Annotated in this window: 9 protein-coding genes; 4 read left to right on the top strand and 5 right to left on the bottom strand. The window is 67.9% G+C overall.

The window, feature by feature from the left end; all coding sequences use genetic code 11:
• The first annotated feature begins 87 nt into the window (after positions 1-87).
• The 3 genes from CFB39_RS32705 to CFB39_RS32695 all read left to right on the top strand — a co-directional run bounded on the left by CFB39_RS32705 (position 88) and on the right by CFB39_RS32695 (position 6,247).
• Positions 88-357: a hypothetical protein gene (locus CFB39_RS32705; RefSeq protein WP_089429593.1), complete on the top strand. Its 270-nt coding sequence runs from the start codon at positions 88-90 to the stop codon at positions 355-357.
• Between the two features lie 634 nt (positions 358-991).
• Positions 992-3,841: an ATP-dependent Clp protease ATP-binding subunit gene (locus CFB39_RS32700; protein ID WP_089476052.1), complete on the top strand. Its 2,850-nt coding sequence runs from the start codon at positions 992-994 to the stop codon at positions 3,839-3,841.
• 126 nt (positions 3,842-3,967) lie between these two features.
• Positions 3,968-6,247 carry an FdhF/YdeP family oxidoreductase gene (locus CFB39_RS32695; RefSeq protein ID WP_089460105.1) on the top strand — a complete coding sequence of 760 codons (2,280 nt, stop codon included), beginning with the start codon at positions 3,968-3,970 and terminating at the stop codon, positions 6,245-6,247.
• 57 nt (positions 6,248-6,304) lie between these two features.
• Here CFB39_RS32695 and CFB39_RS32690 read toward each other — a convergent pair whose 3' ends face one another.
• Complete coding sequence (locus CFB39_RS32690; RefSeq protein WP_089429590.1) at positions 6,305-7,726, bottom strand: cytosine permease; 1,422 nt, start codon at positions 7,724-7,726, stop codon at positions 6,305-6,307.
• A gap of 393 nt (positions 7,727-8,119) precedes the next feature.
• Between CFB39_RS32690 and CFB39_RS32685 the strand changes: the two genes are divergently transcribed.
• Positions 8,120-9,043: a LysR substrate-binding domain-containing protein gene (locus CFB39_RS32685; protein ID WP_089476051.1), complete on the top strand. Its 924-nt coding sequence runs from the start codon at positions 8,120-8,122 to the stop codon at positions 9,041-9,043.
• A gap of 81 nt (positions 9,044-9,124) precedes the next feature.
• On the opposite strand, the gene argE is transcribed toward CFB39_RS32685, so the two are convergent.
• From argE to CFB39_RS32665, 4 genes are all read right to left on the bottom strand, one after another.
• A complete protein-coding gene (argE, locus tag CFB39_RS32680) occupies positions 9,125-10,288 on the bottom strand; it encodes an acetylornithine deacetylase (RefSeq protein ID WP_089476050.1) in 1,164 nt (387 codons plus the stop codon).
• Positions 10,281-10,958, bottom strand: a complete 678-nt coding sequence (locus CFB39_RS32675) for a DUF1028 domain-containing protein (RefSeq protein WP_089476049.1) — start codon at positions 10,956-10,958, stop codon at positions 10,281-10,283. The genes argE and CFB39_RS32675 overlap by 8 nt, the downstream gene beginning before the upstream one ends.
• A gap of 8 nt (positions 10,959-10,966) precedes the next feature.
• The gene (locus CFB39_RS32670) at positions 10,967-11,404 is read right to left on the bottom strand and encodes a RidA family protein (protein WP_089476048.1); all 438 of its coding nucleotides are present in this window, start codon (positions 11,402-11,404) and stop codon (positions 10,967-10,969) included.
• Between the two features lie 75 nt (positions 11,405-11,479).
• Complete coding sequence (locus CFB39_RS32665; protein ID WP_256991500.1) at positions 11,480-12,856, bottom strand: NAD(P)/FAD-dependent oxidoreductase; 1,377 nt, start codon at positions 12,854-12,856, stop codon at positions 11,480-11,482.
• Positions 12,857-12,989: the final 133 nt, after the last annotated feature.

Below are 12,989 nucleotides of genomic sequence, written 5' to 3'. Positions count from 1 at the left end.
CGATGCCCGCCGGGTGTCGCGCGCGAGCGGCCGCCCCGCCGGCCGCATGTTCGTCGCCGATCAAACCCATCTTGCATGGAGTGTGTGATGAGCGAGTCGAATGAGGCATTGCAGGCGCTGCAGGCGTCGGTCGACCACCTGAAGCAGGCGGTCGACGCGAACGCGAGCAGCCAGGCCGGCGACACCGCCGTGCTGTTCACCGTCTTGTCGCTGGTCCTGGCGGAGTTGCCGCCCGACACGCGCAACCTGATCGAGGATTCGTTCTCCGTCTGGGCCAATGGCCTGCCGAATGCGGCACTGTCGAAGGACGTGAAGCAGATCGCCCGGCAGCGGCTGGCGATGACCCTCTCGGACTGACCGCGGCACGCCACGGTTGCGCCGTGTCCGGCCCGGACCGTGCAACCCGCCCTCGCCTGCGGCCGCCCCACACGCATCGTCTGCGGTGCGTGCGTGGTGGCGCTTGGCCGCTCGCGGCACGCGCCCCGTGCCGCGCCCCCTGCCGCGCTTGCGTCGCGCCGCCCCATCCGTGCTGCCTTTGATCCCCCGATAACCGGCGCCCTGCGCGCCGATGTCGCACCGCGATCCGTTCGCGCGCCGCCCGCTTCCGCTTCCTGTCATCACACGCTGCGCACGCCGCGCACGCCCGTGGCGCCGTGCGCCCGCCCGTCTGTACTCCTTGCCGCCCGTGCGCGCGCGCATGCGAGGGTGCAATTCACGGCCGGGCCGGTGCGGAACTGTGCCTTGGATAGCCTCCGCCGATTCGCTATTTTGAACGCAGTCGAAGCGATGCCGTGGGCTCCTCCCGGCACGCACGCTTGCCGCCCTGACCGCGACCGTGCACGACGCCGACGCGCGCTGCGTGACAGCACCGGTGCCGCCCGCGCGCCGCCGTGCCGCGTGTCGTGCGTTTGCGGTCGGCATGCGCCCAAGCGCCGCACCGCATCGGGACTTCACCCTTCGACCCACTTTCACCGACAGGAGCCAGACCACCATGCCCGCACTTTGCGATATCTGCCACGCGCGGCCGGCCGTCGCGCGCGCAACCGTGATGCAGGACGGCGAGCGCAAGACGATCTCGATCTGCGATTACCACTTCCGTCAGCTGATGCGGCATCAGAGCATGCTGAACCCGTTCGATTCGCTGCTCGGCGGTGGCGGCTCGTCGTCGCTGTTCGGCGGGCTCGACGACGAATCGCCGCTCGCCGCCGAGATTCCGCGCGAATCGGTCGACCCGACCGACGCGTTCAGCGAGCAGACGCTGGAGTTGCTGCAGCGCGCGGCCGAGAAGGCGCACGAGCTGCGCCGCAGCGAGCTCGATTCCGAACACCTGCTGTATGCGCTCGCGGACACCGACGTGTGCGCCGCGCTGCTGAAGGAACTGAAGCTGTCGCCGGAAGACATCAAGTCGTACATCGACGCGCATGCGCATACCGGCACGGCCGATCCCGATGCGCCGCTCGACAAGCTGTCGATCTCGCCGCGCGTGAAGAAGGCCGTGCAGTACGCGTTCCAGGCGTCGCGCGATCTCGGCCACTCGTACATCGGCCCCGAGCACTTGCTGATCGGGCTCGCGTCGGTGCCGGACAGCGTCGCCGGCACGCTGCTGAAGAAATACGGCGTGACGCCCGAGGCGCTGCGCCAGAAGGTCGTGAAGGTGGTCGGCAAAGGCGCCGAGGACGGCCGCGTCGATGCGCCGACCGGCACGCCGAACCTCGACAAGTTCGGCCGCGACCTCACCGCGATCGCGCGCCAGGGCAAGCTCGACCCGGTGCTCGGCCGTGCGCAGGAAATCGAGAGCACGATCGAGGTGCTCGCGCGCCGCAAGAAGAACAACCCGGTGCTGATCGGCGAGCCGGGCGTCGGCAAGACGGCGATCGTCGAAGGGCTCGCGCAGCGGATCGTCAACGGCGACGTGCCCGAGGTGCTGCGCGACAAGCGGCTCGTCGAAGTCAACATCAACTCGATGGTGGCCGGCGCGAAGTACCGCGGCGAGTTCGAGGAGCGCGCGAAGCAGCTGATCGACGAAGTCACCGCGAAGCAGGACGAACTGATCCTGTTCATCGACGAGCTGCACACGATCGTCGGTGCCGGCCAGGGCGGCGGCGAAGGCGGCCTCGACATCGCGAACGTGCTGAAGCCAGCGCTGGCACGCGGCGAGCTGAGCCTGATCGGCGCGACGACGCTCAACGAATACCAGAAGTACATCGAGAAGGATGCCGCGCTCGAACGGCGCTTCCAGCCGGTGTTCGTGCCGGAGCCGAGCGTCGAGCAGACGATCGTGATCCTGCGCGGGCTGCGCGACAGCCTCGAGGCGCACCACCAGGTCACGTTCGCCGACGACGCATTCGTCGCGGCCGCGGAATTCGCCGATCGCTACATCACGTCGCGCTTCCTCCCCGACAAGGCGATCGACCTGATCGACCAGGCCGCCGCGCGCGTGCGGATCGGCGCGACCTCGCGCCCGGTCGACATCCAGGAAGGCGAAGCGCAGATCGCGCAACTGAAGCGCGAGCAGGACTACGCCACGTCGCGCAAGCGCTTCGACGAAGCGAAGCAGTTCGAGGAGCAGATCAACGCGAAGCAGAAATCCGTCGACGAGATGATGGAGGCGTGGCAGCGCAAGACGGGCTCCGAAACGCTCGAGGTCACCGTCGAATCGGTGGCCGAGGTCGTGTCGCGGCTCACCGGCATCCCGGTTTCCGAACTCACGCAGGAAGAACGCCAGAAGCTGTTGAAGATGGAAGAGCAACTGCGCGAGCGCGTGGTCGGCCAGAGCGACGCGGTGGTGGCCGTCAGCGATGCCGTGCGGCTGTCGCGCGCGGGGCTCGGCCAGACGCACCGGCCGATCGCGACGTTCCTGTTCCTCGGGCCGACGGGCGTCGGCAAGACCGAGCTCGCGAAGGCGCTGGCCGAGACCGTGTTCGGCGACGAGCAGGCGATCATCCGCATCGACATGTCCGAGTACATGGAGCGACACGCGGTCGCGCGGCTGATCGGCGCGCCGCCCGGCTACGTCGGCTACGACGAAGGCGGCCAGCTCACCGAGCGCGTGCGGCGCCGCCCGTACAGCGTGATCCTGCTCGACGAGATCGAGAAGGCGCATCCGGACGTCTACAACGTGCTGCTGCAGGTGTTCGACGACGGCCGCCTGACCGACGGCAAGGGCCGCGTGGTCGACTTCAGCAACACGATCATCATCGCGACGAGCAACCTCGGCGCCGCGATCATCATGGACAACCTCACGCAACCGGAAGCCGCGCGCAAGACCGACAAGGCGATCCGCGAGGAACTGATGCAGGTGCTGAAGGGCCATTTCCGCCCCGAGTTCCTGAACCGGATCGACGAGGTGATCGTCTTCCACGCGCTGTCGAAGGAGAACATCCGCGCGATCGTGCAGATCCAGCTCGACCGCGTGGTGCGCACCGCCGCCGCGCAGGACATCACGCTCGTGATGGGCGATGCGCTCGTCGAGCACCTGACCGAAGCCGGCTACCAGCCGGAGTTCGGCGCACGCGAGCTGAAGCGCCAGATCCGCCAGACCATCGAGACCCGGCTCGCGAAGGAGATCCTCGCCGACCGGCTGAAGTCGGGCGACAAGTGCGAGGTCGACTACGACAAGGCCAGCGACGAAGTGAAGTTCACCAAGCTCGCCGCGCCTGAAGCGAAGGAGACCAAGGACGCGAAGAAGGACGCCGACGGCAAGGCGAAGCCGAACGGCAAGGCGGCCAAGGCCACCGACGATGCGAAGACGGGCGACACGCCCGCCGACGCACCGCCGCCCGCGCCTGCCGCGAAAGCGTCCGGCAAGAAGTCGTCGGGCGCGAAGAAGGACGCGCACTGAAAAACAGCATGCCCCGCACGCCCGGGGCATGCATGACCGGCTCCGTCCACCGGACGGAGCCGCCCCACGCCGCGACACGGCGCAAACCGAGCCGCCCGCACCGGGTAAGGCTGATGGAGATTCAACATGACAAATCGACGCGAAGTGCCAGGCATCAGGAAGTACGACGGGCCCGCCGGTGGTTGGGGCGCGCTTCGCGCGACAGCCGATGCGGTGCGCACGCAAATGGAAACCATCGAGGCGCCGATCGTGCTGATGCGGACCAACCAGCCCGACGGCTTCGACTGCCCCGGCTGCGCCTGGCCCGACAAGGAACACAAGTCGACGTTCCAGTTCTGCGAGAACGGCGCGAAGGCCGTCACGTGGGAAGCGACGACCAAGCGCGTGACGCCCGAGTTCTTCGCGGCGAATACCGTGTCGTCGCTGCTGCGCATGTCGGACTACGAGCTGGAGAACATGGGCCGGCTCACGCATCCGCTCGTCTACGATCGCGCGACCGACACGTTCCGCGCGATCGAATGGGACGACGCGTTCGCGCGCATCGGCGAAGTGCTGCGCGCGCTGCCGCCCGACCAGGTCGAGTTCTATACGTCCGGCCGCGCGTCGAACGAAGCCGCGTACCTGTACCAGCTGTTCGCGCGCGAACTCGGCACCAACAACTTCCCCGACTGCTCGAACATGTGCCACGAGCCGACCAGCGTCGGCCTGCCGCAGTCGATCGGCATCGGCAAGGGCACCGTATCGCTGGAGGATTTCGACCACTGCGAGCTGATCATCTCGATCGGCCACAACCCCGGCACGAATCACCCGCGGATGATGGGCACGCTGCACGAGTGCGCGCGCCGCAACGTGCCGATCATCGTGTTCAACCCGCTGCGCGAGCGCGCGCTCGAACGCTTCGCCGATCCGCAGGACATGATCGAGATGGCGTCGTTCGGCTCGACCCGCATCGCATCGACGTACTACCAGGTCGACGCCGGCGGCGACGCGGCCGCGCTGAAGGGCATCATGAAGGCGCTGCTGCAGCTCGAAGCCGAGCGCGGCAACGTGCTCGACCGCGACTTCATCGCGCAGCACACCAACGGCTTCGACGCGTTCTCGGCCGACCTCGAAGCCACGTCGTGGGACGACATCGAGCGCGCGAGCGGGCTCAGCCAGGCGCAGCTCGAACAGGTCGCGCTCGCGTACGCGAAGTCGAACGCGACGATCGTCACGTACGGGATGGGCGTCACGCAGCACAACAAGGGCACCGCAACCGTGCGCCTGATCGCCGACCTGCTGCTGATGCGCGGCAACATCGGCAAGCCCGGCGCCGGCGTGTGCCCGCTGCGCGGCCACTCGAACGTGCAGGGCAACCGCACGGTCGGCATCACCGAGAAGCCGTCGGCCGAGTTCCTGAAGAAGATCGAGGACGTGTGCGGCTTCACGCCGCCCGCGCATCACGGGCATGACGCCGTGCAGGCGATGCAGGCGATGATCGACGGCACCGCGAAGGCGCTGCTGTGCCTCGGCGGCAACTTCGCGGTCGCGCTGCCCGATCCGGAACAGTCGTTCCCGGCGATGGCGAAGCTCGACCTGAGCGTGCATCTCGGCACCAAGCTGAACCGCTCGCATCTGCTGGTCGCGAAGGAAACCTTCGTCCTGCCGGTGCTCGGCCGCACCGAGCTCGACATGCAGGCCACCGGCCGGCAGTCGATCACCGTCGAGGATTCGATGTCGATGGTTCACGCGTCGGCCGGCAAGCTCAAGCCGGCGTCCGACCAGCTGCGCTCGGAGCCGGCGATCGTCGCGGGCATCGCGCATGCGACGCTACCGGCCAGCAAGGTCGCGTGGCTCGACCTGATCGACGACTACGACCGCATCCGCGACCTGATCGACAAGACGGTATCCGGCTTCGAGGCGTTCAACGAGCGCATCCGCACGCCGGGCGGCTTCCGCCTGCCGCTGCCGCCCACCGAGCGCGTGTGGCCGACGCCAACCGGCAAGGCGATGTTCTCGGTCTACAAGGGCGTAAAGGAGGACGCCGACGTGCTCGGCGCCGAGCAGGTGCTGCGGCTGATCACGCTGCGCAGCCACGACCAGTACAACACGACGATCTACGGGCTCGACGACCGCTATCGCGGCGTGTTCGGCCGGCGCGACGTGCTGTTCATGAACCCCGCCGATCTCGCGAAGTACGGGCTCGAACACGGCGATCTCGTCGACATCGAGACGGTCACCGCATCGGGTCGCGCGCTGCGCCTCGAGAAGATCACCGCGATCGAGTACGACATCGCGCCGGGGTCGGTCGGCGCGTACTACCCGGAAGCGAACGTGCTCGTGCCGCTCGACTACATCGACAAGGAAAGCGGCACGCCGTCGTACAAGTCGGTGCCGGTGCGCGTCGCGCGCTCGGCAGTGGTCTGACGTACTAACGGGCCACCGTGTCTGAACGGATGCGATGGCCCCCTTCCTTCCCCGTTGTTACCGCGCCGCCGTCGGCGGCATCGTCGCGCCCGTCTGCCGGCGCCGGTACGCGCTGTCTCGCGTCGCGAGCCAGTAGTACAGCGGCGACGTCAGCACGAGCCCCACCAGCCACGACAGGTCGGCGCCGCCGAGATGCGCGGGAATCGGGCCCGCATACATCGGCGTGTTCATGAACGGAATCTGCACGAGAATGCCGATCGCATACGCGAGCAGCGCCTGCGGATTGAAGCGGCCGTAGATCCCGCCATCGACCATGAAGATCGACTTGATGTCGTACTTGCCCTTGTGGATCACGTAGAAGTCGATCAGGTTGATCGCCGTCCACGGCACCAGCACGACGAGCAGCGCGAGCACGAGATCCACGAGGTTGCCGACGAAGTTCGTCGACGCGCCGATCGCCGCGTAGCAGCAGGCGACGAAGATCACGACCGACACTACCGCGCGTGCCTTCGCGGTCGGGATCCACTTGTATGCGAACGTCTGCACCGACGTGATCACCGCGAGCACTGCACCGTACAGGTTCAGCGCGTTGTGGCTGATCACGCTCAGCAGGAACAGCACGAGCATCAGCGGGCCGAGCGGACCCGTCGCCTGCTTGACTGCATCCATCGCGTCCGCGCCGGCCGGCACCGCGAGCACCGCGACCGCGCCGAAGATGAACGCGAGCGTCGAGCCGATCGTGCAGCCGAGATAGGTCGCCCAGAACGTCGACGCCACGCCGACGTTTTCCGGCAGATAGCGTGAATAGTCCGACACGTACGGTGCGAACGCGATCTGCCACAACGCCGACAGCGACACCGTCGCGAGCCAGCCCGCGAAGTTGAAGCCGCCGCGCGTCAGGAAATCGTCGGTCGTCACGTGCGTGAGGATCATCCAGAAGCCGACCAGGATGCCGATGCCGAGCACCCACGTGCCGATCCGGTTCAGGATGTGGATGAACCGGTAGCCGACGATCCCGATCAGCCCCGAGCCCACCGCGCCGATCACGATGCCGACGGGCACCGGCACCGACGACGCGATGCCGTGCACCGACTTGCCGGCCAGCACGATGTTCGACGCGAAGAAGCCGACGTACATCACGGCCGCGATCACGGTCACGAGCAGCGCGCCCCACGAGCCGAATTGCGCGCGGCTCTGGATCATCTGCGGGATGCCCATCTGCGGCCCCTGCGCCGAATGCAGCGCCATCAGCACGCCGCCGACCGCCTGGCCGACGACGATCGCGACGATGCCCCACATCAGGTTCAGGTGGAAGAGCTGCACGCCGAGTGCGCCGGTCACGATCGGCAGCGGCGCGATGTTGCCGCCGAACCAGAGCGTGAACAGGTCGCGCACCTTGCCGTGGCGCTCCGCGGGCGGCACGTAGCCGATCGTGTGCTTCTCTATCATCGGGGACGCGTTGCGGTCCACGTTCGTCATGGTGATGTCTCCTGTCCTGCGCGGCGATGCGCGCTTGCCGTGTCAGCCGGCGCGCGTTGGGGGGCGCGCCGGCAATCGGGTCCGGATACGCGAGCGACGACGCGCCGCGTGCACGGGCGGCGGGTCGAGCGAAGCGGACGATGCGCATGCGGGGGCGGATGCCATGTCACGCCGGTGCGTGCGCGGCCGCTTCGTTTGCTTCTTGATCCAGGTTGGAGACGATGGTGCGCCACGACCCGCGCGACCGGAAAATACTAAAAATATTTCCGGGACATACGAAAAAGCTCTGCAGCGGACATTTCGGCGCCGGGGGGCTTTCAGGTAAGGTGCTACGCAAACCATGGACAGATTGCGCCCGCGGCGGCACGCCGGGGCCGTGCATCAGAGGTGCTTGTGGCTCACTACACTTTGCGGCAACTGAAATACTTCGTGACGACGGTGGAATCCGGCAGCGTCGCCGAGGCGTCGCGCCAGCTCTTCATCGCGCAGCCGTCGATCTCCAGCGCGATCAAGGGTCTGGAGGAAAGCTTCGGCGTGAAGCTGTTCATCCGCCATCACGCGCAGGGCGTGTCGCTGACGCCGAGCGGCACGCGCTTCTACCGGAAGGCGCAGGAACTGCTGCGCATCGCGCACGAATTCGAACAGAACGCGCTCGCCGACAACGACGTGATCACCGGGCAGATCGACATCGGCTGCTTCGAGACGGTCGCGCCGCTCTATCTGCCGCAACTGATCGCGGGCTTTCGCGAGCGCTACCCGGGCGTGAACATCCGGCTGCGCGACGGCGACCAGCAGGAACTCGTGCAGGGCCTGACGTCCGGCACGTTCGATCTCGCGCTGATGTACGACCACGATCTCGACGGCACGATCGAGACCGAGCCGCTGATGCCGCCGCAGCAGCCGTACGTGCTGCTGCCGGAAAACCACCGGTTCGCGGGCCAGACGCACGTGTCGTTGCGCGACCTCTGTGTCGAGCCGATGATCCTGCTCGACGTGCAGCCGAGCCGCACGTATTTCGTCAGCCTCTTTCACGAACTCGGGCTCACGCCGAACATCGTGTTCGGATCGCCGTCGATCGAGATGGTGCGCGGGATGGTCGGCCAGGGGTTCGGCTTCTCGCTGCTCGTCACGCGCCCACATTCCGAATACACGTACGACGGCCAGCGCGTCGTGACGATCGGCCTCAGCGAAACGGTGAGCCCGTCGGGGCTCGTGAGCGCGCGGCTGAAGCGCGGTCAGCTCACGAAGCAGGCGCAGTCGTTCGTCGATTTCTGCCGCGAGCGGCTCGCGCAGATCGTCGCGGAAACGGTGCGATAAGGAACCTGAAGGAACCGGAAGGTACACGAAAGCGCACGCGCCGCGGGAGGCGGTGCGTGCGTGTCGGTCAGGCGCGCCGCGTCAGGCGGCGGCGGAAAGATGGGCGGCCAGCCGCGCCAGCATCGCGTCGCAGCCGTGGAGCTGGTCGAGCGTGACGAACTCGTCGGGCTTGTGCCCCTGGTCCATGCTGCCGGGCCCGCACACCACGGTCGGAATGCCGGCTTGCCCGAACAGCCCGCCCTCGGTGCCGAACGCCACCGTGCCGAACGCATCGGAGCCGCTCAGCATCGCGAGCAGGCGCGCGGCCTCGCTGTCCGGCGCGGTCGCCAGCCCCGGATAGGCGCCCAGCGGCTGCAGTTGAATGTCGGTATCGGCCTGCACCGCGCGCATTCTCGGCAACAGTTCGGATTCCGCATAGTCCTGCAGCTTTCTCGGCACGTCATGCGCATCGAAATCCGGCAACGCCCGCACCTCGAAATCGAACTCGCATTCGGCCGGCACGATGTTCAGCGCGCGGCCGCCCTTGATCAGCCCGGTCTGCACGGTCGAGAACGGTGGATCGAATCGTTCGTCGTGCCGTTCGGGCCGCGCGAGCGCCGCGCCGATCTCGCCGAGCCGGCCGATCAGCTTCGCCGCGTAGTCGATCGCGTTGACGCCCGACGGCGCGTACGCCGAGTGGCAAGCAGCGCCCTTGACATGGCAGCGCATCGCGAGCTTGCCCTTGTGACCGAGCACCGGCTTCAGTTCGGTCGGCTCGCCGATCAGGCACAGGCGCGGCCGGTGCTCGCGCGTGGCCAGTGCATCGAGCATCGGCCGCACGCCGAGGCAGCCGACTTCCTCGTCGTACGAGAACGCGAGATGCACGGGCATGCTCAGCGGCCGCGCGACGAACGCCGGCACGGCCGCGAGCACCGACGCGATGAAGCCCTTCATGTCGGCCGTGCCGCGGCCGTACAGGCGGCCGTCGCGCTCGGTCAGCCGGAACGGCTCGACCGTCCACGCCTGCCCGTCGACCGGCACCACGTCGGTATGGCCCGACAGCGCGATGCCGCCGCGATCGCGCGGCCCGATCGTCGCGTACAGGCTCGCCTTCGTCCGTTCCGCGTTGTAGAACAATTCGCTCTCGACGCCGAAGCCCGCGAGATAGTCGCGGATGAACCCGATCATCTCGAGGTTCGACTCGCGGCTGACCGTCGCGAAACCGATCAGCCGTTCCAGCAATGCGCGGCTCGACGTGTCATTCATCGCCCGGCACTCCGTAGCTCGGCGCGGCGGTGGGGTTCAGCGCGCGCGTCTGGTAGTCCTGCATCTGCGGCCGATACGCGTGCCACAGCGCATCGAGCTGCCCGATCGGATCGGTGTCGGCCCAGTCGACACGCAGGTCGACGATCGGCCAGGTCACGTCACCGGCCACCTTCAGCGCGGCCGAATGCACCGGCCCCGCCTCGCCGCCGGCCGCCATCGCCGCGTGCATCGCGGCCAGCAGGCGATCAGCGAGCAGGCCGGGCGCCTGTTCGAAGGCACGCGCCATCGCGTCGATCACGGCCGGCGCGGCCAGCAGGTTGCCGGCCGCCACGCATTGCTCGCCCTGCACCGCGTGATGCGTGCCGAGCGCTTCCTTGCCGGTGAAGCACGCCGTCTGCCCCTGCCCGTCGATCACCGTGACCTGCCGGTACTGGCTCCAGCCGTTCGCGCTGAGCGCGCGGTCGAGCGCCGCGGCGGGCGCGAGCTGCTCGTGCTCGATCAGGTCGAGGATCTGCGGCCCAAGCGCCGGCAGCGTGATGTTCTGCGTCGCGACGGCGCCGACGCCCGCGCGCACCCACGGGCAGCGCGCGCCCACCGCGATGCTCGACGAGCTGATCGCGATGCCGAGCTGGCCCGTCTCCGGGCAACGCCCGACGATGGAGAAAGTCATGTCGCCTCCTACGCGCGGTTCGGCTGCCAGTTGTCCGGGATCACGGCGATCACGTCGATTTCCATCAGCCACTGCGGCTGGCCGAGCGCGGACACGACGAGCCCCGTCGAGATCGGATACACGCCCTTCAGCCACTTGCCGACTTCCTGGTACACCGGCTCGCGATAGCGCGGGTCGATCAGGTAGGTCGTCGTCTTCACGATGTGCGTGAGGTCGCTGCCGGCTTCCTCCAGCAGTTGCTTGACGTTCTTCATCGCCTGCTCGGCCTGCGCGCGCGGATCGCCGAGGCCGATCAGCGTGCCGTCGAAATCGGTGCCGACCTGGCCGCGCACGTAGACGGTGTTGCCGGCCCGCACGGCCTGGCACAGGTCGTTGTCGAGCGTCTGGTTCGGGTAGGTATCCTTCGTGTTGAACATGCGGATACGGGTATGGGTGGGTTGGCTCATCGGAATCCTTCAGTCGTCAGGGGTCACGCCGCCGCACCGGAAGCAGACGCGGTGCGGCAGGCGGCGGGGGTTCGGTCAGTTCACCGCGTCGGCGAGCGGCTGCGGGTCGGCGAGCGGCTGCGTATCGGCGTGCGGCTGCGCGTCGGCGTGCGGCGCGGCGCCGTCCTGCTCCGCGTGCGAAGTCGAGCGGCGCTGCGATGCGTCGTGGTAGTCGAGGTAGGTGCGCTGGATCGCGATGTGGTCGGCGATGTGCCGCGCGTCGTGCCACACGCCCCAGATGAAGCTGGAGCCGCGCCGCGACAGCCACGGCAGCCCGAGGAAATAGATGCCCGGCTCCTTCGACACGCCGCGCTGGTGCTGCGGCTTGCCGTTGTCGGCGAACGCGTCGACCTTCAGCCAGCCGTAGTCGACCGCGTAGCCGGTCGCCCAGATGATCGACGTCACGCCCGCGCCGGCAAGGTCGAGCGCGAGGATCGGATGCGCGACGCAGTCGGGGTTCGGCAGGATACGGCGGGCTTCCGGCTCTTCCGGCAGGTCGAGGCCGTTGCGCGCCGCGTAGGCGTCGGCCGCGTCGAGCAGCGACAGGTAGTTCTCGTCGCCGCGTGCGAGATTGATCGCGAGATCGCGTTCGAACGTGACCACGCCGCCGTCGAACGACTTCGTCAGCCCGACGAGCGTCACGCCCTGGTTCGCGAGCTTGCGGAAATCCACCGTGTGGCCGCCGCGCGCGCCGCTCACCGCGATCGTCACGTGCTCACGGCCGGGCGTCGCGACTTCCTTGTCCCATTCGCCGAGCACGCCGAGCCACCAGCAGAAATCGCGGCCGCGATACGCACGCGGCGGCCGATCGTGCGGGCCGACCGACAGGTAGACCTGCCGGCCCGCGCGTTGCAGCTCGTCGGCGATCTGCACGCCCGACGACCCCGCGCCGACCACCAGCACCGCCCCTTCCGGAAGCTGCGCCGGGTTGCGATAGTCGGCGGAATGAATCTGCACGAGGCGCGCATCGTCCGGCGCGATCGGCGGAATCACCGGGCGCTGGAACGGCCCGGTCGCGACGACCACGCGGTTCGCCTCGATCGTGCCGTCGGACGTCTCGACGATGAAACCCGGCTTGCCGGCATTGCGCACGACCTGCTTCACCTCGACGCCGGTGCGGATCGGCGCGTTGAACTTGCGCGCATACGCTTCGAAATAATCGGCGACCTGGTCTTTCGTTGCGAACGCATCGGGATCGAGGCCGTCGAATTCGAGGCCCGGAAAGCGGTCGTGCCATGCGGGGCCGTTCGCGACCAGTGAATCCCAGCGCCCGGTGCGCCAGCGTTCGGCGATGCGGCTGCGCTCCAGCACGAGATGCGGTACGCCCAGCTTGCCCAGGTGCTCGCTCATGGCCACGCCGGCCTGACCGGCGCCGACGACGAGCGTATCGATTGAGGTTGTTTCGACTGCCACGGCTGTCTCCTTCGGAAGTGCGGCTCGGCGCGACGTTCGGGCTGTCGCGTGAGTTGGAATGGAGACATTCTGCTGACAGCCAGGCGTAGGCGAAATGATGTTTTTTGTGGTTGTTGACGAGAAAAAAGCTGGG

Origin of the sequence: Burkholderia sp. AU6039 (assembly GCF_002223365.1) — a bacterium.
Classification (GTDB): Bacteria; Pseudomonadota; Gammaproteobacteria; order Burkholderiales; family Burkholderiaceae; genus Burkholderia.
This window is presented reverse-complemented; position numbering and strand designations above follow the sequence as displayed.